At 34.2% G+C, this 24,587-nt stretch carries 18 protein-coding genes; 8 read left to right on the top strand and 10 right to left on the bottom strand.

Annotated elements, in window-relative coordinates; all coding sequences use genetic code 11:
* Window positions 1-28: 28 nt before the first annotated feature.
* The 3 genes from Q4566_RS13020 to Q4566_RS13010 all read right to left on the bottom strand — a co-directional run bounded on the left by Q4566_RS13020 (window position 29) and on the right by Q4566_RS13010 (window position 5,883).
* Window positions 29-1,387 carry an OmpA family protein gene (locus Q4566_RS13020; protein ID WP_303421881.1) on the bottom strand — a complete coding sequence of 453 codons (1,359 nt, stop codon included), beginning with the start codon at window positions 1,385-1,387 and terminating at the stop codon, window positions 29-31.
* Window positions 1,388-1,533: 146 nt separating this feature from the next.
* Window positions 1,534-2,727, bottom strand: a complete 1,194-nt coding sequence (gene kbl / locus Q4566_RS13015; RefSeq protein ID WP_303421879.1) for a glycine C-acetyltransferase — start codon at window positions 2,725-2,727, stop codon at window positions 1,534-1,536.
* 21 nt (window positions 2,728-2,748) lie between these two features.
* Complete coding sequence (locus Q4566_RS13010) at window positions 2,749-5,883, bottom strand: exodeoxyribonuclease V subunit beta (protein WP_303421877.1); 3,135 nt, start codon at window positions 5,881-5,883, stop codon at window positions 2,749-2,751.
* A gap of 123 nt (window positions 5,884-6,006) precedes the next feature.
* Between Q4566_RS13010 and Q4566_RS13005 the strand changes: the two genes are divergently transcribed.
* The 3 genes from Q4566_RS13005 (at window position 6,007) to Q4566_RS12995 (ending at window position 8,505) form a co-directional block, all read left to right on the top strand.
* A complete protein-coding gene (locus tag Q4566_RS13005) occupies window positions 6,007-6,615 on the top strand; it encodes a superoxide dismutase (RefSeq protein WP_303421875.1) in 609 nt (202 codons plus the stop codon).
* Between the two features lie 375 nt (window positions 6,616-6,990).
* Window positions 6,991-7,785, top strand: coding sequence for a hypothetical protein (locus Q4566_RS13000; protein WP_303421873.1), 795 nt, complete (start codon window positions 6,991-6,993; stop codon window positions 7,783-7,785).
* A 9-nt stretch (window positions 7,786-7,794) separates the two neighbouring features.
* Window positions 7,795-8,505 carry a hypothetical protein gene (locus tag Q4566_RS12995; protein ID WP_303421871.1) on the top strand — a complete coding sequence of 237 codons (711 nt, stop codon included), beginning with the start codon at window positions 7,795-7,797 and terminating at the stop codon, window positions 8,503-8,505.
* Between the two features lie 762 nt (window positions 8,506-9,267).
* Here Q4566_RS12995 and Q4566_RS12990 read toward each other — a convergent pair.
* The 4 genes from Q4566_RS12990 to Q4566_RS12975 form a co-directional block, all read right to left on the bottom strand.
* Window positions 9,268-11,166: an amidophosphoribosyltransferase gene (locus Q4566_RS12990; protein WP_303421868.1), complete on the bottom strand. Its 1,899-nt coding sequence runs from the start codon at window positions 11,164-11,166 to the stop codon at window positions 9,268-9,270.
* A gap of 118 nt (window positions 11,167-11,284) precedes the next feature.
* A complete protein-coding gene (locus tag Q4566_RS12985) occupies window positions 11,285-12,211 on the bottom strand; it encodes a PfkB family carbohydrate kinase (protein WP_303421866.1) in 927 nt (308 codons plus the stop codon).
* 567 nt (window positions 12,212-12,778) lie between these two features.
* Complete coding sequence (locus Q4566_RS12980; protein ID WP_303421864.1) at window positions 12,779-13,420, bottom strand: ribonuclease H family protein; 642 nt, start codon at window positions 13,418-13,420, stop codon at window positions 12,779-12,781.
* Window positions 13,421-13,517: 97 nt separating this feature from the next.
* Entirely contained in the window at window positions 13,518-14,084 is a 567-nt protein-coding gene (locus Q4566_RS12975; RefSeq protein ID WP_303421862.1) for a phosphoribosylglycinamide formyltransferase, read from the bottom strand.
* Between the two features lie 276 nt (window positions 14,085-14,360).
* Between Q4566_RS12975 and Q4566_RS12970 the strand changes: the two genes are divergently transcribed.
* The 5 genes from Q4566_RS12970 (at window position 14,361) to pyk (ending at window position 18,749) form a co-directional block, all read left to right on the top strand.
* Window positions 14,361-14,594, top strand: coding sequence for an acyl carrier protein (locus Q4566_RS12970; protein ID WP_007647141.1), 234 nt, complete (start codon window positions 14,361-14,363; stop codon window positions 14,592-14,594).
* Between the two features lie 22 nt (window positions 14,595-14,616).
* The gene (gene fabF / locus Q4566_RS12965) at window positions 14,617-15,867 is read left to right on the top strand and encodes a beta-ketoacyl-ACP synthase II (RefSeq protein WP_303421834.1); all 1,251 of its coding nucleotides are present in this window, start codon (window positions 14,617-14,619) and stop codon (window positions 15,865-15,867) included.
* 98 nt (window positions 15,868-15,965) lie between these two features.
* A complete protein-coding gene (gene rnc, locus Q4566_RS12960; protein ID WP_303421833.1) occupies window positions 15,966-16,706 on the top strand; it encodes a ribonuclease III in 741 nt (246 codons plus the stop codon).
* A 118-nt stretch (window positions 16,707-16,824) separates the two neighbouring features.
* Window positions 16,825-17,310: an IPExxxVDY family protein gene (locus Q4566_RS12955; protein WP_303421831.1), complete on the top strand. Its 486-nt coding sequence runs from the start codon at window positions 16,825-16,827 to the stop codon at window positions 17,308-17,310.
* Window positions 17,310-18,749, top strand: a complete 1,440-nt coding sequence (gene pyk, locus Q4566_RS12950) for a pyruvate kinase (RefSeq protein ID WP_303421829.1) — start codon at window positions 17,310-17,312, stop codon at window positions 18,747-18,749. Before Q4566_RS12955 ends, pyk begins: the two co-directional genes overlap by 1 nt.
* A gap of 157 nt (window positions 18,750-18,906) precedes the next feature.
* On the opposite strand, the gene Q4566_RS12945 is transcribed toward pyk, so the two are convergent.
* The 3 genes from Q4566_RS12945 to dinB form a co-directional block, all read right to left on the bottom strand.
* Window positions 18,907-20,283: a hypothetical protein gene (locus Q4566_RS12945; protein ID WP_303421827.1), complete on the bottom strand. Its 1,377-nt coding sequence runs from the start codon at window positions 20,281-20,283 to the stop codon at window positions 18,907-18,909.
* A 17-nt stretch (window positions 20,284-20,300) separates the two neighbouring features.
* Window positions 20,301-22,751 (bottom strand): TonB-dependent receptor plug domain-containing protein, encoded by a 2,451-nt coding sequence (locus Q4566_RS12940; RefSeq protein ID WP_303421825.1) that lies wholly within the window; start codon window positions 22,749-22,751, stop codon window positions 20,301-20,303.
* 685 nt (window positions 22,752-23,436) lie between these two features.
* Window positions 23,437-24,534, bottom strand: coding sequence for a DNA polymerase IV (dinB, locus tag Q4566_RS12935; RefSeq protein WP_303421823.1), 1,098 nt, complete (start codon window positions 24,532-24,534; stop codon window positions 23,437-23,439).
* Window positions 24,535-24,587 lie beyond the last annotated feature (53 nt).

The raw sequence follows: 24,587 nt of genomic DNA, 5'->3' as shown, positions 1-24,587 counted from the left end.
TATTTTATAACTTTTTAAAGTCTCTTAATTACTTTACTAAGTTAATTTCAACACGTCTGTTATTTGCTCTACCAGCACGAGTTTTGTTAGAATCGATAGGTTTAGATTCTCCGTATCCTTTAGAAGATAATCTTGAGGCATCTATTCCATTTGAAGTTAAATAATCTTTTACAGAAGCAGCTCTAGAATCAGATAATTTAAGGTTCAATGATTCGCTACCTACACTATCAGTATGACCTTCAACTGTAAATTTAGCGTTAGGGTACTCATTTAAGATGTCAATAATGTTTTGTAATACTTCAGCTGAATGCTTTTTGATAGTAGATTTACCTGTATCAAATAAGATTGTTTTAGCGTAAGCATTTAAAGATTTTTGTACAGCTTCAGATAATTCAGGACATCCGTTGTTTGCAACAGTACCTGGAGTATCAACACACTGATCATCTTTATCTAATACACCGTCACCGTCAGTATCAGGGTAAGGACATCCAGCGTTAGCTACAGGGCCTGCAACATCTGGACATTTATCATCACCATCAGCAACACCGTCACCGTCAGCATCAGGACAACCGTTTAATGCTTTAATACCAGCTACAGTTGGACAAGCATCATCTTTATCAGAGATTCCGTCACCGTCAGTATCAGGACATCCATTGTACTCAGCTAAACCAGCTTCGTTAGGACAATCATCTTTACTATCTTCGATTCCATCACCATCAGCATCTGGACATCCGTTAAATTCTTTTAAACCTGGTACGTGAGGACACGCATCATCTTTATCGTATACGCCGTCAGCATCAGTATCAGCTCCACCAAATCTGATAGAAATACCAGCAGTATGTTGGAAGTGAGAATATAAGTAATCTTCGAAAGCATGTTTATAAGCTGTCTGAATTGTTAAACCAATGTTTTCAGTAAACCAAACATTAGCACCAATTGTACCATTTACAGTACCAGCACCGATTTCGTCAACCCAAGTGTAACCACCACCAAGTCCAATAAATGGATCGATTGTAGTTCCTTCTAAAAAGCTGTACTTAATTGTACCATCAAGACCATAGTAAGAATCATCACTGTACATTCCATCTTCATCATCTCCAAATTTAGAGATTTTGTTTAATGAACCAGCTACACCAAAAGTAAGACCACTACCTACATATCTCGAAACCGAAAGAGTTGATAGAGAAGGTAAAATGTTCCAGTGGTCAGTCGCGTTAAAAAATTCGTCGAACCATTCACCTTGAGGAGCATCTTCACCTACAGGGTAAAAGTCTACTGCGTTTGCACCGATGGAAATTTGCCATGGATTGTTTTTGTCTTGCGCATTAACGTTGCTACAAACAAGTACAAGCAACATAGCGAACAATAATCTGCTAAGATTTTTCATATTCAAAAGTTTAAATTTTAAGTGTTAATTGTAAACAAAAGTAAGTTGTTAATTGTTATTAACAAAGACAAATATATAAAAATATTGGAGATATAGTTAACGGGAACTTAAGTTTACATAGGCTTAAACCCTAGTTAAGACCGAGTTTAAATAATATTTAAAGCCTTCCCAACCTTGATAAAAGCGCTAACTGCCTTGTCTAAGTGGGCTTTAGAATGCGCAGCTGAAAGTTGTACACGGATTCTTGCTTTTTCTTTTGGGACTACTGGAAAAAAGAATCCAATTACATAAATTCCCTCGATTAAAAGCAACTTTGACATCTCTTGTGCTAATTTTGCATCATAAAGCATAACAGGAACAATAGCTGAGTCACCATCTATGATATCAAAACCAGCTTCTTTCATGCCTTTTTTGAAGTAATTGGTGTTCCATTCTAATGTGTCTCTTAATTGGGTGTTGGTTGTTAACATGTCAAACACCTTAATTGAAGCGCCTACAATAGCTGGAGCTAATGAATTTGAAAATAAATAGGGTCTTGATAACTGACGTAATAAATCGATAATTTCCTTTTTTCCAGTGGTATAACCACCCATAGCGCCACCTAATGCTTTGCCTAATGTACCGGTGATAATATCGATACGATTTAGTACATTTTTCTCTTCTAGAGTGCCTCGACCAGTTGCTCCTATAAATCCAGCAGCATGGCATTCGTCAATCATGACTAAGGCATCATATTTATCGGCTAAATCACAAATTTTGTCTAATGGCGCCACCAAGCCATCCATAGAAAATACACCATCAGTAACAATAATTTTAAATCGAGCACCGTTGGCATTAGCTGCAATTAGTTGATTTTCTAAATCTTCCATATCACTATTTTGGTAGCGGTATCTTGCTGCTTTACATAAGCGCACACCGTCTATAATGGAGGCATGGTTTAATGAATCGGAAATTATCGCATCTTCCTTTCCTAGTAATGGTTCAAACACACCACCGTTGGCGTCAAATGCGGCTGCATATAATATGGTGTCTTCAGTTTGATAAAAATTGGCTATTTTTTCTTCAAGTTCTTTGTGTATATCTTGTGTTCCACAAATAAAACGTACCGAACTCATTCCAAAACCATGAGTATCCATAGTGTCTTTAGCGGCTTGGATGACTTCTGGGTGGGATGATAAACCTAAATAGTTATTGGCACAAAAGTTTAAAACCGTTTCTCCCGTATTTAGCGTGATTTCAGCACCTTGCGCAGAGGTGATAATGCGTTCTTCTTTATAAAGTCCGTTATCTTTTATCTCTTGAATTTTTTCTTGTAGATGATTTTTCAGTTTTCCGTACATTTCGTTGAATTTTATGCAAAATTAAACAACTTTTACGGTAATATCATAATCTGTGTAGATAAGAATCTTCTTTTTTACGGTTATTTTCATGTCTTCGAGTACATCTTGATACAGTTGTAATTGTTGGGCATGTTTTTTGTCTTCTGCCCCAGTTTTATAATCTATAATCACCGCTTCGTTTTTATCATTAATAACCACCCGGTCTGGTCTATATACTAATCCTTCTTTTGTAATAATGTCACGTTCATTATATATGGTGTGGATTTCTGAATAATATTGTTTTAGGTCTGGATGGCTTACTATGCGGAAAACGGTGTCTTTTAAAAACCTTGCTTGTTCGGGGTTAATTATAGCCGATTTCAAATAATCTGAAATAACTGCATCTACATCTTGTTCTGTACTTATAAGCGCCATAATATCGTGAATAAGATTCCCTTTTTCAATGGCTTCTTGCTGATTAGTGTCCCATAAAAATCCAGATTTCGTGACTACCTTAATATTATGGTCTTCTTTTGCAGTTGAAATAAATTCTTGCTGAAACTCAGTATCTCTTATTTCTGAAGCTGCTTCCGATGTTTTTTGCTGGTTTCCGAAGGGGTATATTAGTTCAGAATCCTGCCACATCCCTAAATGTTGTAAGTAATTAATAAGGAGTCCAGAATATTTTTTAGAATTCACTTCACCTTTGGTTGAAATATCTTTAGTTGAGATCACATATAATTGTTCTACAGCTCGCGTTAAAGCGACATACAGTAAGTTGATATTGTCTAATTCCTGTTCCGATTGATGCCGATTAAAAATGTTTAAACCTTCATCACCAAAATGTTCAAAGTCTTTATTATAATTTAATAGGGTGTGTGAAAGTCCGTTGTATTTTTCTTCGTCAATTTTAAACCATTCTTTAGGTTCAATTTCTCGGTATATGTCTAAATCGGCATAAGGGAAAATAACCACAGGAAATTCTAAACCTTTAGATTTATGGATGGTCATAATTTGTACAGCATCTTGTCCTTTTGGAGAAATGATACTCAAACTTTCTTTTTTCTTATCGAAATATTCTAAAAAACCAGAAATATCTGAACCTTTCTTTTGTGAAAAATCATGAATAATATCTAGGAAAAACTGCACATAGGCGTTGGAGTTTTTAACCAAGTTGAACGTTCTTACCAGAGTTTCGGCTAAATCGTAAAGCGGAAGTTGTAATAAACTTGTATTTGAAATATAGATGTTGAAAGTTTCAAAACTCTTAAACAAATCTGAAATAGGCAGATTGATGTGGTTTATGAAAAACGCATGCTTATTTTCAATTTGAAAATGATCGGTTAGAAAGTTTAAAACCTTAATTTTTATTTCATTGTTTTTTGGCTGAATTAAAAGGGCAAGCAGGTTATTTATAAAACCAACTTCAGGTGCATTGTTTATGAGTAAGGTTTCCGAAGAAATGATAGGGATGTTATGCTGACTCAAATAATTGGCCACGGCAACACCTTCTTTTTTCTTTCTAACTAAAACACATATTTCTTTCAGCTTAAAACCATTTTCTAGGCAGTTTTTAATTTTTTCTAATGTGACTTCTGGAAATAATTCATCTCTAACATCTTCTTTTTCAATCTCTAGAAAAGAGAGTTCCACGTAACCTTCTTTTTCTTGAGTAACATTCTGTGCAGCGTTTTTGTATAAAGATTGGTAATCTGCATGATTAAAAACATGATGTGACAAAAATTGGAATAAGCCATTGTTGAAGGTTACAACCTCCTTAAAACTCCTAAAGTTAGAAGGTAGATTTTCAACTTGTTTATCAATATGAAACGGATTTTCATTGTTGAATATACCTATAAATTGTTCTGCTTTTCCGCCGCGCCAACGGTATATGGCTTGTTTGGCATCGCCTACCAACATGGTGGTGCCGCCTAGAGTTGATAAAGAATTCCCTAACAGCGGAATTAAATTCTCCCATTGCATCACCGAGGTATCTTGAAATTCATCTATAAAATAGTGTTTGAATTTTTCACCAATACGTTCGTAGATAAAAGGCGTGGGTTGTTCTTTTATTTCAGTACTAATAATCGCATTAAACTCCGAAATAAGCATTTTGTTTTGAGCTTCTTTTAACTCGGTTAACTCGGTGTTTATGGCGTTTAAAACGGATAAAGGGGTGATGTTTCTATAAAAGGCTTTTAGAAATTTTAGATGAAACACTTTTGCTTTAATGGCTTTGTATTTCAGTTCTAATTCTGGTAATATACTGTCAATTAAATCTTTTAATTTATCATCGAGTGTTTTGGTGTAAATGCCTTTTCGCTCGGTAATGTTTTCTTCTAATTTATTATCGTATAGCCTGTCGAAGTTTAGTGCTTTTGCTTTTTTAAAATGGTTAGGAAGTGTGCTTCTGGTAAAATTTGAAGTTTCTAAGCCTGAATTTTCAATTAAATCAAGAACCTGCTGAGCCAGATTTGATATTTTATTTTCTGATGTGGATATTTCTTTTTTTAGTTGTGTCTTTAAAAGCTTAAAGTCTTCTAAACTTTTATCTTTTAGCTTTTCAATAAATGGAATATCGTTTTCATTAGTGAGCAACTTGGCTATTTTATTGAAATCGAAAGACACATCCCAACTTTTGTCGTCATCGGCTTTTTCTAAAGCAAAATCAACTAAAATTTTGGTGAGTTCGGCATCGGTTCCAGCTTTTGTAATGAGGCTGTCCACGGCTTCGTAGAGTAGCGCGTCTTGGTCGAGTTCGACTTCAAAGTTTAAAGGAAGTTTTAAATCGTGCGCAAAAGTTCTAATCAGTTTATGCGTAAAGCCATCAATCGTTGAGATATCAAAAGCAGCATAATTATGGATGATGTTGTTTAATAAAGCTTCCGATTTTTTATGTAAGTCTTCAGGTTCAATTTTAAGTTCTTCACAAATAGACAAGAACATACTGTCGTTGCTTGTTAAAACCTCTGGGTTAGCAAAGCGTTTTAAAGTTTCGATAATACGCTCTTTCATTTCAGCAACTGCTTTATTAGTAAAAGTAATGGCTAGAATGCGTTTAAATTGGTCCTTATAAGGTGCTTCAAATAAGATTTTTAAATATTCTTTTACAAGGGTATATGTTTTACCGCTTCCTGCCGAAGCATTATATATGGTGAAAGGTGCCGTGGGTTGCATAATGGGAAATTTGGATACAAGATAAAAACTATCGATGGTTTGATAGCTATTTATTATTTTTTATTGCCCGCTTTTATGTGTAAATTTGGTGAAATCAAATATTATTAATTAAAAACAAAAATTATGGCTTTCGAATTACCGAAATTAGGATATGCTTATGATGCTTTAGAACCACACATTGATGCAAAAACAATGGAGATTCATCATTCTAAACATCACCAAGGTTATACAAATAACTTAAATAACGCAATTGAAGGAACAGATTTAGAAGGAAAATCTATTGAAGATATTCTCGCTAACTTAGATACAAGTAATGCGGCTGTTAGAAATAACGGTGGTGGATTTTACAACCACTCTTTATTTTGGGATGTATTAAACCCAGAAGGAAGAGGGAACTTATCAGGAGAATTAAAAGATGCTATTGAGGCGGCTTACGGATCTAAAGATGCTTTTATTGAAGCATTTTCTAAAGCAGCAGCAACGCGTTTTGGTTCAGGATGGGCTTGGTTATGTGTTCACAAAGGTGGAAAAGTTGAAATCTGTTCTACAGCAAATCAAGACAATCCATTAATGCCAGGAATTGGTTGTGGAGGAACACCTATTTTAGGTCTTGATGTTTGGGAACACGCTTATTACCTAAACTACCAAAACCGTCGTCCAGATTATATCAACGCATTTTTTAATGTAATTAACTGGAATGAAGCTGAAAAGCGTTACGCAGCAGCGAAGTAAATCAATTAGCTTTTTTATAAACTTTATAATATTAAATCGTCTAGAAAGTATTTCTTTTTAGGCGATTTTTTTGTTTTAATTAAGTAAGAAAAAACTTTATTGTGTAGTTTTTTTTCTTTTCATTTGCGTAGAAAAATAGTTCAATTGCTGTTAATCACTCTCTCTTAAAATTTGGGATTACTTAATGGAAGATGTGTTGTATAAATAATTTATATGAAACAGATTTTTCCAAAGGAAATTATGGATAGCACTTCTGAGGTGCATCAATTTAAACATGGTAAAAAGTCACAAGTAATTTATAGTATTATTTTAACTGCTATAGTTATTTGTTTGGTGACAACTATTTAAAAAAAAACTGAGTTCAAAACAAGCAAAATGAAAAGACTAAGAAACATAGGAATATATTATACAGTATTTGGTTTTTTACTTATGATTAGTTTTATATTCACGAACCTATGGAGGATATCTATAATTGGAATAGTATTACTTCTAATTTATTTTTTATTAAAAACTGTCTATAAAAAGAATAGAATAGAAACAAAATTAACTAAACAGCAATTACGACTTTGGGATTTTAGTTTAGTTATTTTACCATTTATCTATGTATTATTAGCCTCTTGGTATGTTTGGAGACCTTATAAACAAACTATTATTCTTCCCAAAAATTATGAAGGTGTTGTTGCTATACAATATGATAGACCTAATGGACAAAAAGAAAAATGGACTGGAGGTTTTTTAGGAATAGGAGCATCACGAATAATAGAAGTAGATACAACAGGTATCGCCAAAACTCAATTTAAATTTCATAATAATGCTATCCCTTTTCTAGGAGCAAAACAAACATATCGTAATAAAGGTGGACTAAAAATTTATTATGAAAATGATTTAAAAGGTGAAATTAATAAAGCTTCTGATTTTAAATGGGAGAATAATATTAATGAAAAATATGTTTATTTTACAGGATTCGATTATTATCCATTAATGATTTTTGTAATTACAAAGCCTAAAATTTATCATAATTACTTTATGAATAAAGGGGAAAAAAATATTCTTCAAGAAAAATATAATAAAAATCCTTATAAAAATTACCCTCCAGATAAACATGAATTAAATCAAAAATATATGAAATACTACAAATTGGATAGTCAATATAAAGAATTAACAAAATAAACACAATAAATGTTCCCACTTTCAATAAAATTTCAAGCATTTATACCCAAGTCACTTGGCAAACCTCTATTAAGTTATTTTGAAAATACAAATCGTTTTAGGTTACTTGACAATAAAGAAGAGTTTATAAGACAATTAAGAAGTTTTAATATTCAAAAGCATACTTGGCTTCCTGAGCCAGGTTCTTTATCTAATTATTATGCCACTGATAATGTAGAAATGTTTCATCATCATGGCGAGCATAGTACTCGATTAGCAATAAATGCGGAAATTGATTTAACTAAAATTGGAAATTATAGTTTTAAAAGTGAAATATTTAAACACTTTTCACATTTAGACGGAACAATGGGAAATAACAACAATCAACACTCAGGATCAAGTCATCAAGTAAAGGCATATATAAAACGAATTCCTTTTTATGATGATATGCCTCGTGCATCAGGTGAAGATATATATATTGGTGTTTGTAATGAGTTGCATTCTGACCGTTCAGACGAAGTCCCTTTAGATGTATCAATTAATAATTCAAAAAAGCATTCTTTTTCTGATGAAGGGAATGACACCACAACAATTAAGGTTTCTGCTTCTGCGGGGTATCCTTTTGCAGAACCTTTCTCCCCTAATATTGATTTTGAATTAGAAATTGAACTTTTTAAAAATTTAACTAACAAACCTATTGATATACAAGTAAAAGGAGTGCATAATAATTTCCCTGCTTAGGAGTTAATTATTAATGATAGAGTTGCTTATACTAATAATCCCTCTGATTATGGACATTCAGGTCCTGGTTTAATAAATTTAACCACAAGTAAAAATTTTCATATTACTGAATGGTTTAGATTGTAATAATCACATAAGAGTAAGCTTAGAAGCCTAATAAATCTGTGTCTAGAATTTATTGGTTGCTAGTTGTTAGACTTAATCTTACGCTTATTTTCAGAAATAGTACAAGTGCAATCCGTGTCTAAAAAAATCTTTGCGACTCTCTGTGAAACCTCCGCGCAGCTCTGTGTAATAACCACGAAAGTGTAAGTATCCAAAAACCAACCAATCCGATGAAAATGAAAAAGGTGAACATAAATGCTCACCTTTTTGCCCCAAATCTACCATGAACTTAACCTACTTATGTTATGGTGGCACAAATATATAATTGAAAAGAGTGCTGCTGAAATAAATTAGCTGAACTACTTAAATATTGGCTTAACCGATCTTATTATGTGATAATTTAAATCTAATACATTGAATTACAGTATTATGATAGGAAAGTATAGCGCATAAAAAAGGTGAACAGATGTCCACCTTTTTTGCCCCAAATCTACCATGAACTTAACCTACTTATGTTATGGTCTTACCAATTTATAGGTAATTCCTGTAACTTATATATTTATTAGACGAACGGTAAATTTATAAGATTAAATGTTTTTTTGTGCGATGAAATGTATAAAAGTAGGCTTTAGCCTATGGGTTTATTTTTTCAATTTATTAATAAGCACGTTCTCTATTTCCTTCAAAAAAGTTAATAAAAGCTCTGTTTACCACGCGATTACCTCCAACGGTTGGATAGTTTCCTGTAAAGTACCAATCTCCTAAATGTTCAGGGCAAGCTTTATGCAGGTTCTCAACAGGTTGGAAAATAATTTTAACTTCAGCATTTACGCTTTCATCACTTAATAATTCTGAAATTTTATCTGAAATTTGCTCGTCTGTAAACGGATCGTAAATTTCTTTTACAAAATTCTGAACATGTTTATCTGCCAACTCTGTTTGTGTGATACACTTTTCGTAAACTTCCTTAACAATATCGTATTTACCTTGGTCTTTAAGTAGTTCTAAAGCCGCTCTAAAGGCAATTAAATCTTCCAACCTTGCCATATCGATACCATAACAATCCGGGTAACGAATTTGAGGTGCAGAAGATACTACAATAATCTTTTTAGGTTTTAAACGGTCAAGCATTTTAAGGATACTTTTCTTTAAAGTGGTTCCTCTAACAATACTATCGTCAATAATAACCAAATTATCATTTGGCTTGATAACTCCATAAGTCACATCGTAAACGTGCGCTACTAAGTCGTCTCTACTGCTGTCTTCAGTAATAAAAGTTCTTAGTTTAACATCTTTAATAGCGATTTTTTCAACACGAGCACGTTCCGATAAAATCTCGGTTACTTTGGCGGCCGATAATGAACGTTGGCCATTTAGAATGGCATCAGTTTTACGTTCGTTAATGTAAGCTTCAGCGGTTTCAATCATTCCGAAAAATGAGGTTTCAGCGGTATTAGGAATGTATGAGAATACGGTATTTTTCGTATCGTTGTCAATAGCCTCAAGAACCTTAGGCATTAATAATTTACCTAATTTTTTACGCTCTTGATAGATTTCAGCATCCGATCCTCTAGAGAAATAAATACGCTCAAAAGAACATGATTTTCTTTCTAAAGGTTCTAATATTTTTTTGAATCGAACTTCGCCAGATTTTTTAATAATGATAGCTTGTCCTGGGTCTAATTCTTTTACATTGTCAAAGTCTACATTGAAAACGGTTTGGATTACAGGACGCTCTGATGCAACAACTACAACTTCGTCATCTTGGTAATAATAGGCTGGACGAATGCCTGCTGGATCTCTTAAAACAAAGGCATCACCATGACCAATAAGCCCTGCCATCGCATATCCGCCATCCCAGTTTTTTGCTGCACGTCTTAAAATCTTAGCCACTTTTAAACGTTCGGCAATTTGAGGAGAGGCTTGTTGTTTATTGTAGCCTTCTTTTTTGAGTTCTTTATAGATTTTGCTCACTTCATCATCTAAGAAATGACCAATTTTCTCCATTATAGTAATGGTGTCGGTGTATTCTTTTGGGTGCTGACCTAATTCAATAAGGTTAGCGAAAAGTTCCTTAACATTGGTCATGTTAAAGTTTCCAGCCATAATTAAATTACGGTGCATCCAGTTGTTTTGTCTTAAAAAAGGATGTACACTTTCAACACTATTTTTTCCAAAGGTACCATAGCGTACATGTCCTAATAAAACCTCACCAATGTATGGGATGTTCTTTTTCTGTGCAGCAACATCATCCATATATTCAGGATGTGCTTTAAACTCGTTATTAACACGTTCGTTAATTTGAGCAAAAATGTCTTGAATAGGTTGTTGTGCTATAGAACGTACTCTACTAATGTAGCGTTCTCCAGGTTTTGTATCTAGTTTGATGCTTGCAAGACCAGCACCGTCTTGACCACGGTTGTGCTGTTTTTCCATCATTAAATACATTTTATTTACCCCATAAAATGCGCTGCCATACTTTTCTTTATAATATTCTAAAGGTTTTAAAAGTCGGATAACAGCTATTCCACATTCGTGTTTTAAGGCATCACTCATAATATAAATGTTTTCGCTTTATTCGTCAATTCAGGTTTTGTTTTTACTGAATTTTTGAATTATGCTGAATTCTAAAAGGTTTATAATTAAAAACGCACTCTTTTACGAGCGCGTTGTTTTATGCTAATTCTATATCAAATTGTGTTAACTTCTTAAACTGAAGCAGTCGTTCATGAACTTCTTCATTCGATAAATTTTGTGTGCGTTCGGTTCCAAACTTCTCAACACAAAAAGATGCTAAAGTTGAACCATAAATCACAGCTTGTTTCATGTTTTCAAAAGAAAAATCGTTGGTTTTTGCCAAATGTCCAGCAAAACCACCTGCAAAAGTATCGCCAGCACCAGTTGGATCAAATACTTCTTTTAATGGTAGGGCAGGCGCATAGAATGCTTGGTCTTTATGAAATAATAAAGCACCGTGCTCGCCTTTTTTAATCACCACATATTTTGGTCCCATCGTTTGAATTTTCTCTGCTGCAACTAATAACGAGTATTCACCAGTTAATTGTCTGGCTTCTTCATCGTTAATAGTGATCACGTCTACACGTTTAATAACGTTTAATAAGTCATCTAACGCGCAATCCATCCAAAAGTTCATGGTATCTAAAATAACCATTTTAGGTTTGGCTGTCATTTGATCTAAAACACTTGATTGGACGATAGGATGTAAGTTTCCTAACATAACCACTTCGGCATCTTTATAATCTTCTGGAACTACAGGGTTAAAATCTGCAAGGGTGTTTAATTCTGTGATTAAAGTATCACGAGAATTCATGTCGTTATGATAGCGTCCACTCCAAAAGAAGGTTTTACCATCTTTAACGATTTCAACACCAGAAATGTCGATCTTTTTGTTTGCTAATAAATCTAAATATTCCTGAGGAAAATCGCCACCAACAATAGAAACTGCAGCAGCATCAATGTTAAAATAAGAGGCAGCAAGACCAATAAAAGTTGCGGCGCCACCTAGAATTTTATCGGTTTTCCCGAAAGGCGTTTCAATAGCGTCAAAAGCTACTGTGCCAACAATTACTAATTTACTCATATAAGGAGACCTGATAATTTTTGTGCAAATATAAGTCTTTTTGCCTATTCGAACGATTATATTTAGGGCAAAAGGCACTCAGTTTGGGAGAGTAATCTACTTTGGAGGTGATGAATGTTGGTATTGACAGTTAACGGGTTAGCTTGTTTTTGAATAAAATAGTTGAAAAATATGGTAGGGAATATAATTAAGGTTATTTATAGTCACAACCAAAGGCGGCCATAGTTGTTAACCGTAAGCCTTCTTGAAAATATTGTTTATGAAGAGATTAATGAAATATTATAATAAAAGAGAGAAATAGAAATACATAGAATAAAACAAAAATTGACTTTTCATAATTTTTAAATGCTTTGGAAAAATACAGCCCATACAACAAAACAGGTGGAATTATTGCTAGCTGTTGCATTAAGTCTCTATCGTTATACCATATCTTATTCATAATTTAAAGATACAAAAAATTAAGTATAGATTAAGTTTTTTTCAATCCCCTATAATTCTGATTGTTTCCAATAAAGTTAAATCTGCTTATACCGCGAAACCACCAATAAATGATTGTCTTCGTGAATGTTATTTTCTTCCGAAATCGGCAGGAATTTCACCCCATGCTTTGGTTTCCCATTTTACGATAGTTGTGTCGTAAGTATTGTTTTTTAGCCAGTCTACAGCACGGTCTACTAAGTCGAAAACGGGTTTGTTTTTGGCGTTGCGTTCTAGTTTGGTGTTGCAGGTTTTCTTTTTCACCCAACTCATGGCTGTTCTAGAATCGGTGTACATAATACGGCTGCTGTTGTTTTTTTTCAGCAAAGCTAAACCGTGAACAAGTGCGAGAAATTCACCTATATTGTTGGTGCCTTGTTCAAAAGGCCCTTGGATAAAAAGCTGTTTCTTGGTTTTGGTGTCTACGCCACGGTATTCCATGATGCCTGGGTTTCCGCTAGAAGCGGCATCAACTGAAATTGAATTATAATTGGGTTGGCCTATTTTTTTGAGTTGTTCAGAACTTAATCCGCTTTTAAAAGATTTGTTCTTTCCAACATAATCAAAATAATTACCGTCTAGGGCTTTTTTTGCAGCTTCAAAAGTTGGAAATGATTTGTATTGGGCACCTTGATAATCTTTAATTAAAGATTTGCAAGTGCTCCAAGAGTCGAAAACTCCTGTTTTGTGGCCTTTCCAAACGGCGTAATATTTCTTTTTAGGTTTTGCCATTTTTTTCATTTCCGCGAAGGCGGAAATCTCATGAATTTAAGTTGTATTCTAGGCACAGATTTCACAGATTCTCACTGATTATTATAGTACACTTGCTCTATTTCTTCAACAATTCTTCCACCACCTTCGGGAAGTGTTCCATTTCCAATTCATGAATTTTTGAAGCCACATCATCAGCAGAATCAGTAGATTCGACCTTACATTTCGCTTGAAAAATGATAGCGCCTTCATCATAATGCTCATTCACATAATGAATGGTAATGCCTGTTTCTGTCTCCTTATTTTCTACAATCGCTTGATGAACGTTCATGCCGTACATGCCTTTTCCTCCAAATTTAGGTAATAGCGCAGGGTGTACATTGATAACTTTGTTCGGAAATGCATTTAAAATGTTATCTGGGAATTTCCAAAGATATCCTGCGAGTACAATCAAGTCAGGTTTTGACGCCTTTAATAGGTTAAGAACGTCGTCAGTTTTTGTAATGGCTACTCTATTGAATGAAAATGCGCTTACTTTTAAGTTTTTAGCGCGATCTAATACTTTCGCTTGCGGATTATTGGTGAGTACCTGAACCACTGAAGCTGTATTGCTGTTTTCGAAAAACCTGATTATATTTTCGGCATTTGAGCCACTTCCTGATGCAAAAATTACAATACGTTTCATCTATTATAAGGTGTTTTAAAGTTGCTGTAAACGGTTTTGAGCTTCAATTTAGGAGAATTCTTGTTAATTATTTAAGAAGTTCAGGTTGATTACAGACTTATAGACTTATATTTGTTGCGGCAAAAAAAAGAATAATTATTAACAATTAGAAGCGATTATATAAATACTTAAAAGTAATTTTAGTAAATTACAGACACATTTTTAAACTAAAGACGTGTTTTAAAAATAAAGTTTTTTATTTTTGCAGCCTAAATTAAAATTTTAAAATTAAAAGTTATGTCAGACATTGCATCAAGAGTAAAAGCGATTATCGTAGACAAATTAGGAGTAGATGAGAACGAAGTTGTTACTGAAGCTAGCTTCACAAACGATTTAGGAGCAGACTCTTTAGATACTGTAGAATTAATTATGGAATTCGAAAAAGAATTCGATATTCAAATACCAGACGATCAAGCTGAAAACATCGCAACAGTTGGTCAAGCTATTTCTTACATAGAAGCAGCAAAATAAGCAATAACAAGCAAAATACTTTATGGAATTAAAGCGAGTTGTAGTCACAGGATTAGGAGCTTTAACACCAATAGGAAATACCAAAGATGAATATTGGGATGGCCTAGTGAGTGGAAAAAGTGGGGCTGCGCCTATAACGTATTATGACACCGAAAAGTTCAAAACAAAATTCGCTTGCGAATTGAAGGACTTTAACGTTACCGATTTTATAGATCGAAAAGAGGCTAGAAAAATGGACAGGTTTGCACAATACGCTATGGTAGCTGCAGACGAGGCCATTGAAGACTCTAAATTAGATCTAGATACTGTCGATAAATTACGTGTTGGTGTGATATGGGGTGCAGGAATTGGTGGTTTAGAAACTTTTCAGAATGAAGTTTTAAACTTCGCTTCTGGAGATGGAACACCAAGGTTTAACCCTTTCTTTATTCCTAAAATGATTGCTGATATTGCACCAGGAAACATCTCTATAAAACATGGTTTTATGGGGCCTAATTATACAACGGTTTCTGCCTGTGCTTCTTCAGCTAACGCTATGTTTGATGCCTTAAACTCTATACGTTTAGGACATACAGATGTGGTTGTTACCGGAGGTAGTGAAGCAGCAGTTACTATTGCAGGAATGGGTGGTTTTAATGCCATGCATGCTTTATCAACTAGAAATGAAAGCCCAGAAACAGCTTCTCGTCCATTTGATGGAACACGTGATGGTTTTGTTTTAGGTGAAGGTGCGGGAGCACTTATTCTAGAAGAATATGAACATGCAAAAGCTAGAGGAGCTAAAATATATGCTGAGTTTATTGGGGGCGGTTTGTCTTCTGATGCGCATCATATGACAGCGCCACATCCAGATGGTATTGGTGTTATAGCAGTAATGAAAAATTGTTTGCACAACGCAGGTTTAAAACCTGAAGATGTTGACCATATTAATACACATGGTACATCTACACCACTAGGTGATGTTGCAGAGCTTAAAGCCATTTCAGAGGTTTTTGGTGATCATGCGAAATCTATAAATATCAATTCAACAAAATCAATGACAGGTCACTTATTAGGTGCTGCTGGAGCGATTGAAGCGATATCGGTTATTTTGGCTATGGAAAACGGTATTGTACCGCCAACCATTAATCATACAACTGTAGATGATAAAATTGATCCTGAATTAAATTTAACCTTGAATAAGGCACAAAAACGCGACGTAAAAGTAGCAATGAGTAATACATTTGGATTTGGCGGTCACAACGCTTGTGTAGTATTCAAAAAGATAGATTAAATCCCGAATGCAATAAACCATAACGATAAATTAATTTTTACAGTAAAATGAAACATGGTTTATTACATCTGACATTAAAATAGTATATTAGATCTCAGATGAAAAGTATTCGCAACATATTAAATTCCCGTTTTAAACGCAACGGGAATTTTTTTATGCGATTAACTGAGATTCTTGGCGTTAAGCCTAAAGAAATTAAGCATTATAGAAGAGCTTTTACGCATCGATCCATGAATATCAAAGATGGTAAAGGAAACGCTTTCAACTACGAGCGTTTAGAGTTTCTTGGTGATGCCATGTTAAGTTCGGTAATTGCCTCACATTTATATCTTGAAGTACCTGGAGGCGATGAAGGTTACCTTACAAAAATGCGTTCTAAAATAGTAAGTAGAGAGCATTTAAATGAATTGGGTAGAGAACTTAAACTTATCGATTTAGTAGAAAGTAAAATTCCTGCAGGCCAATTTGGTGATAATATCCACGGTAATTTATTCGAAGCTTTAATAGGGGCTATCTTCTTAGATCGTGGTTATAAATATTGTGAAAAATTTATAACCAAACGTGTTATTATACCGCACGTCGATATTGAAACTTTAGAAGGTAAGGTAATTAGCTATAAGAGTTTATTAATCGAGTGGTGCCAGAAGGAAAAAAAGACTTTCAATTATAATGTTTATGATGATACTGGGAATGATGAACTACGTCATTTTTCAGTAAAGTTATCCATAGACGACAAAGTGGTAGCGAAAGCGCGAGCAACTTCAAAGAAAAAGGCTGAAGAAAAAGCCTCAAAACGGGCCTTTTTTGCATTTCAGAGTACCATGTCTAAAATGATTTAACCATTTATTTTTATTAAGATCAAACTACAACGTTTTAGTAATGTTTATTGTTAACAATGGGCAATATTTTCATTTCGCTATGATATAATATTATCTTTGTGAAGTTTGAATGTAAGTTATGGCTGTTCAAAAATTTGTTTTAGATGATGCTTTTGAGGAAACAGCATATACCTTAATAGGTATACACTGTAGGCTTGAAGATTATCGTTTAGCATATCTTATAAACCAAAGTTTAGGGATTACGCTTAAAAGAAGAAAAGAAGATTTAGATTACAGCAACAGTCAAGCTAAATATTCCATTTACCAATGGGAAGATGAAAAGCAATTAATAACATGGAGTTTAGTCTCTAATATTTGTAAAATCGAGGCGTTTCAAAGTCGGAATTTTGAAACATTATTCGACACTCAAGAAAAAATAATAAAAACATTTCATTTATTGCCAGAATATAAAACTGTAAACTTTCTTTTAAAAATAGAAAGCGAATTTAGTTCAAGTAAAACGAAGTATATTTTAGATCATATTTTAAAAATACCTCAAATTGCAACGGCTTACAGTATTGATTCCAGCATATTGAAATCTAAAGACAATTTAATTTTTAACTAATGGCAACAACAAAAAAGACCAAAATAGTAGCTACCCTAGGACCTGCTACAAGCTCTAAAGAAGTTTTAAAGCGTATGCTTGAAGAAGGAGCAAACGTATTCAGAATAAATTTTTCTCACGCCGATTATAAAGACGTTGCAGAACGTGTTCAAATGATTCGTGATTTAAATGAAGAATATGGTTTTACCGCTTCTATTCTTGCCGATTTACAAGGGCCAAAACTTCGTGTAGGCGTTATGGAAGATGGTGTTGTAGTGAAACCAGGTGATGAAATCACATTTGCTACAGGTGAACGTTTTGTAGGAACTAGGGATCGTGTTTATATGACATATAAAACATTTCCTCAAGATGCTAAACCAGGCGAACGCGTACTTTTAGACGATGGTAAATTACTTTTTGAAGTTGTTTCTACCGATAATAAATCTGAAGTAAAAACTAAAGTGATTCAAGGTGGACCTTTAAAATCTAAAAAAGGAGTAAACCTTCCTAATACCAATATTTCTCAACCTGCTTTAACTAAGAAGGATATCGAGGATGCTATTTTTGCAATTAGTTTAAAAGTAGATTGGATTGCATTATCGTTTGTGCGTCATGCAGAAGATTTAATGCAGTTGAGTGATTTAATTGCTGAACATACCGATGAAAAAATTCCAATTATAGCTAAAATTGAAAAGCCAGAGGCTATTGAAAATATCGATAAAATTGTTGCACACTGTGATGGTTTAATGGTAGCTCGTGGTGATCTGGGTGTAGAAATTCCTGCAGAGGAAGTGCCACTTATCCAAAAGCAATTGGTATTACGTGCTAAAAAAGCCAGAATTCCAGTTATTATCGCTACGCAAATGATGGAAACTATGATTGATAGTTTAACTCCAACACGTGCTGAAGTAAATGATGTTGCCAACTCTGTAATGGATGGTGCCGATGCGGTAATGCTTTCAGGAGAAACTTCTGTTGGACAATATCCAGTTGAGGTTATTAGAAAAATGTCTGACATTTTAAAAAGTGTAGAAAACTCTGCTTTAATTCAAGTGCCTCAATTGCCTCCGCATATTCGTACAAACCGTTACATTACAAAATCAATTTGTTATCACGCGGCTAATATGGCCAATGAAATCAGTGCTCAGGCCATTTCTACGTTAACCAATAGTGGTTATACAGCCTTTCAAATTTCGGCTTGGAGACCTTCATGTCACATTTTAGTATTTACATCAAATAAACAATTGTTAACCCGCCTAAGTTTACTTTGGGGTGTTCGTGCGTTTTACTACGATAAATTTGTTAGTACAGATGATACTATTGAAGATGTTAACGCTATAGCTTGTGAAAAAGGTTATTTAGAAGCCGGTGATATGGTTATTAGTTTAGCCGCTATGCCAATTCAAGAGAAAGGGATGGTAAACACCTTACGTGTTACTGAAATTAAGAATAAGGCTTAAATTAATAGTCTTTATATATTAAAAAAAGGTTCCGAGTTTTATATTCGGAACCTTTTTTTGTGTCTAATCTTTAGCTTTAATTTCTATATATACAAAAGAGAGACTGCCTGAAAAGGCAGTCTCTCTTTTGTAATAATATATTAAAAATACCGAAGTTTTAGTAAGCTCCTAAGTAATAGCTTCCTGAAATGGTTTTTAACTGCGCGCCTTTTTTTATTTCTTTTGTAACTGTATTTATAACGTAAATAGCGCCTTCTTTACCTGATGGTGTTAATGGAACGTATGCTATATCTCCAATAAGACCAATGTTTTGGAATTGTCCCAAAGTACTTTCTAATTCTGGGTCTGATTCTACATCTGTAGATAATTTAACAGAGTTAGCAGGATTGTGTAAATCGATTAATGCAATATATCCACCTTCAGCATCGTCAGAAGTATATAACACAACACCAATACCATCCTTTACATATCTCCAAGCTCTAATTCTTGCTCCTGTAAGTCCTAAAACGTCATTTAAGTTAAAATAGAAACTTGAGTCGTAATCGCTAGTGGTGCTATTGATACGTAAAATTTCTGCACCACCTGTAGCAGTGGCTTGATAAATGTGTCCATCACTACCAATATATTGTGTCATGGTGCGATATGCATTGTTAACTTCTGTTGAAAGCGTAGACGTAATATAAGTAGGGTTTCTTAATGATGGAAAATCTACCACTAAAGTTTTTGTCCCGTTTATATCGTCACTAGGCCAGCTTGGGTTACCGTCTTCATCTAATTCAGGAGTAGCAGTAGGATCTAATTTTCTTACTCTACATCCAATAAAAAGTTTCGTTTGGGCTTCATTTAAAATAGGCACATCTACACGACCTACACTATAACCAGCAGCTCTTTCTTCGTCAGTCCAAGGGAAGTCAAAAATAGCTGTGTTTGTGATAGCTGTATTCTCTAGATCTAATAAAGCTATTTTTACTTCACTATCGTGAGCTATAAAGTCAAAGTTTGGAGCTTCTCCTTCATATTCTACATCGTATGTGCTTGCGTAAACACCAATACCAATACCTTCCGCAGCTTTCATCCAACGAGGTGCGGTTCCTAAAATCGCAGCGGTATTTAATTCGTAACCTACTTCTTCGAAATCGGCTTCTCCGTTCACAGCATATTTATTAAATACACCACCTTCAGTACCTGTGTACTGGATGTTGTATAAAAATTCACCATTTTCAGAAGCTTGTACACGAGCTGTACGGCTAGATTTTAAGCCAATCCCTTCAACAAAATTTCCGTTTTCTATTTTAAAAAGGTTTAGTTCATAAGTAGGGTCTGCAGCATCTTCTTCTGTTAAAGCGAAGGCACGTGTACCTCCATTCCCTCCAGTTCCATTATCGTCAGGGAAAGATCCTGTAATGGTTATCCATCGCGTACTGTCCTCTTCTGGTGGTGTTCCTTCACCTTCCGATTGAACATCATCACTGCTACAGCTAGTAAAAGCTAAGATGAGACTTAATACTCCTATGTTAATTAGATTTTTTTTCATGTTAATAGTTAATTTGATTATAAAAAATTATTGATTATGTAATTTAACTTGAAATAGATTCCTCTTCCTGGTTTTTGTATGGCAAAGTTGTCGTAGACTTCGGCATTAAATAGGTTTTTTACATCTATACTGGCAATGAGATTTTGAGAAGGAAAATGGTAACTCACTCCTAAATCATGTGTGAGTTGGCTTGGTGTTTTTGACCATTCTGGCTGGCCCCAAACGGTATAGTATTCACCTACATAACCTATGGTATAGTAGGTGTTAAGAATAGATTTTTTCTGAAACAGATTATCAAATCTGTACTGTATGTTAGCATTTATTGTAAAAAACGGTTCGTTAGGTACTTGTTGGCCTAACAGAGAATGCTCATCACCATTTTCATCTAATTCTTGTTTAAATACATTGTTAAATTTTGAAAAATTAAAAGATGTATTTAATCTGTTATTATAAATATAAATTAGTTCTGCTTCATATCCTCGGGCTTGTGTTTTACCTAGGTTCACGTACCTTGTAGTTTGAATATCGGCATCGGCTTCTTCTTCAATTTCGGACTCGTCAACGACCTGTTGGGTAATCTTGTCGTATCCGTTGCGCCAAAACGCATTGGCATAAACAGAAAATTTGTGTTTGTCAATTTCTAAAGTGCCAAATCTAAAACCTAAATTGTAATTAATATTTTGTTCTGGATTTAAATTTGTATTCGGTAGGATGTTTATTTCTGGAGCTCCAAATAATTGATTTTCCGATGGGGCTATAAATGAGTTTTCTGCTGAAGCAATAAGATAAAAATCGGTGAAAGCATTAAAAGATAAGGTTCCTCCATAACCGAAATTTGAGTTTGTGGTAAGCGTGTCTTTTGTTACAACAGTATTTTCCTCGTTTATTACCACGATATCGGACTTTGTTTGTTTCGTTCTGTTGCTGATGTATTTACCTAATAGGTTTGTTTTTAGCTTTCTATTAAAAGTTTCCGCCTCATAATTAAGCGAAACGATATTTTGTGATATAATACTTTTTGTTGCGAGATCTTGATTAATAGCGTTTAATAAATCTTCGTCTGTTCGCTTAGTGCCTTCATATTTGTGATTAAGAGATACGCGATGCCTATGAGCCACCATATACCCCAAATTTGATCGTATATTGGTAATTCTTCTGTCTATATCAAGCATCGTTTTTTCCCCTTGTTGTCCTCCTTGAAGTGTTTTAAGAGGAACTCTTTCACCATATTCAATAACTTCTCGCATAGTGCCATCCCAGTTATAGGCAATTCCAACTGTATCTTGTAAAAAGGTATTTCGATAACTTTGTGCACCATTAATATTTAGTGCTAAATTTTCGGTTAGGAAATCTTTCTTACTGTAATTTAGCAAGATGACTTTAGCTGCGGTTTCATTAAATCTACCAACATATGGCACAGCCATTGTAACCCCATGAGGAATTTCCTTATAGTTACTAGATCCGTTGTAGCCTATAAAAAATTGATCTGCCCATTTGGTATCAGTAAATCCAGCTTCAAATCGGCCACCAATAGACTTGTAAGTGTTATTAAATCGTTTCGCTCGATAAGGTCTTGTAATTTGGCCTAGGTGATTTACATAAGTAGTTGAACGACCCCAAGTTTCATAACTATTGTCGGTATAGATATAAAAAGCTGCTCCCCTAAAAGAAAGTCCTGTCTTTTTCTCTCTAAGAGTCACGCCAACATCTGATTGAAAGGTGTTAAATGAGCCATAAGAAGTGGCTAAATTGATGTTGTTTTGAGAAACGTCTTTTTTTAGTACAACATTTATGGCTCCTCCAGCGTAATCTCCTGTAAGATGTGAAGGCAAAACACCTTTATAAACCTCAATACGCTCAATCATAGAAGTTGGTATATTATTAAGGTTGAAGGATTGACCGTAAGTTGATAGTTCTAAACCGTCAATAAATATTCCAATGGTGCTACCAGACATACCGTTTAGGTTATATTCAACATTAGATCCAATACCTCCATTTTGCCTAATACGAACACCTACCGATCTATCTAATAGTTCGTTTGTGGTTAGATTTCTTAAAGAAGCTTCTTTTGTATCTATAATAGCTACAGCAAAACCACCTTCTTCTATTTTTTCTTTTTTAGTTTTCGTTCGTAGGTGAACTTCCTCTAAATCTTGAAACTCTGTAATTTCTAAAACATATTTTAAGGTTTGTTCAACAGCATTTATTTCGGCTTCTATAGTGTGCGGTTTAGCTTCTAAAGAATGCGTTTCGATGGTATAGGTACCATAAGGGAGGTTTTTAAAAGCAAATTCGCCATCAATACCCGATGAAGTAATCCGTTCAATGCTACCCCCTCTTAATACCACTTGTGCTCCAAGTACAGGCTCATCATTATTAAATGCGATTTCACCGTATAAATGACCATTCTGGCTATAGCCAAATAGACTAAATAATAAGAGGAATATTGATGTTAAATATGTTTTCAAAACAGACGTTATAAAAATTTTAACAAAAGTATGTTTATTTAGACTAGTTACAAATAAGTGTTTTATTTTTGAGTATATTTTACTCTTAGGCTAAAATTTGAAGAAAGTGTTAAAATTTATGATGTTAAATTAGAATTAATCTAAATATTATTTAGAATTAATACTAATAATGTTTTTGTTCTGTCGGAAATTCTGCTCGAAATTGGGTAAAATTTGGTGGATTATGTTAAAAAGTTTGTTGGATAATGAAAAGTGAAAAATTTTATAGAGACAGAAGACAGAAGACAGAAGACAGAAGACAGAAGATGGTGAATTGTTTGAAGTTTCAGGTTCCAAGTTGAGTCGACGTTCCTGAAGAAAGTTGTATTTCTTTCTTGTAATAATTTTCAGTTTATAGTTAAACAGTTTATATGGCAAACCAATAATCAATATTAAATCTCTGTGAGCCTCTGCGAAATCCTCTGTGTATCTCCGTGTAACAACTTATCAAGAGTAGGCCTCCACAGTAACCAACATAATTTCTCGCCAAGATGCTAAGTCGCCAAGCTGTAGCACGCAAAAATTAGTGGTAATTAGTGAAATTCGTGTCAAAAAAAAGCTGAGCGAATCTCTATGAAATCCTCTGCGCTTCTCCGTTTAACAACCTCTAAAGAGTAAGCCTCCAAAAACCAACAACCAACAACCATCAAAATTCAATTTTCAACTGAACACTCACGCTTTTTTTCTCTGGAGCTTTTTTGGTTTCTGTATTTAAGTTTGACATTGAAATACCTAAAAGTCGAACCGAATTATTTAATTTCTCCTGATATAATAAAGATTTTGCGGTTTCTAGAATGAGGTCTTTATCGTTAATATAATAAGGCAAGGTTTTACTTCTAGTTTGTAAAGTGAAATCACTGTATTTAATTTTAAGTGTTACCGTTTTTCCAGCAACTTTATTTTTTGAAAGTCGTTTCGATACTTCTTCAGAAATAAGGTCTAGCTTTTCAAGCATGAAGACTTCCGAAGATAAATTTTCGCTAAAGGTACGCTCGGCGGCTAAACTTTTTCTAATACGGTTTGGTTTTACTTCGCTGGTATGAACACCTCTTACTACATAATAATAGTAACGCCCCGATTTTCCGAAGTGTTCCTCTAAATATTCAAGAGATTTATTTTTTAAGTCCAGTCCAGTAAAAATACCTTTTTGATACATTTTTTCGGCCGTCACTTTACCTACGCCATAAAATTTTCTAATATCTAAGATTTCTAAAAATTCAAGCACCTCCTCGGGATTCACGGTTTTTTGTCCGTTAGGCTTGTTATAATCGCTTGCTACTTTGGCTATAAATTTATTGATTGAAATACCTGCGGAAGCTGTTAAGCCTACTTCCTTAAAAATACGTTCGCGAATTTCTTCAGCAATTAATGAGGCACTGGGGTTTCCCTTTTTGTTTTGGGTGACATCTAAATAGGCTTCGTCTAGTGATAGGGGCTCTACTAAATCGGTGTAATCAAAAAATATGGTTCTAATCTTTTTTGAAATTTCGTTGTAGCGTTCAAAATCGGTTTTCACAAAAATGAGTTCCGGACAAAGTTTAGCGGCTAAATTTCCAGACATGGCACTTTTAACACCAAATTTTCGGGCTTCATAACTGGCGGCGCTAATCACACCTCGGTTTCCAGAACCACCAACCGCAATTGCTTTACCTTTTAATTCTGGGTTATCCAATTGTGCTACCGATGCATAAAAAGCATCCATATCGACATGAATTATTTTTCTTATTGGTAAATCGGATAACATACTGTAAATTTATGAATTCCTGAGCAGTCAATAATCGTATGGCTTCAGAATTA

Origin of the sequence: Tamlana sp. 2_MG-2023 (assembly GCF_030548465.1) — a bacterium.
Lineage (GTDB): Bacteria > Bacteroidota > Bacteroidia > Flavobacteriales > Flavobacteriaceae > Pseudotamlana.
This window is presented reverse-complemented; position numbering and strand designations above follow the sequence as displayed.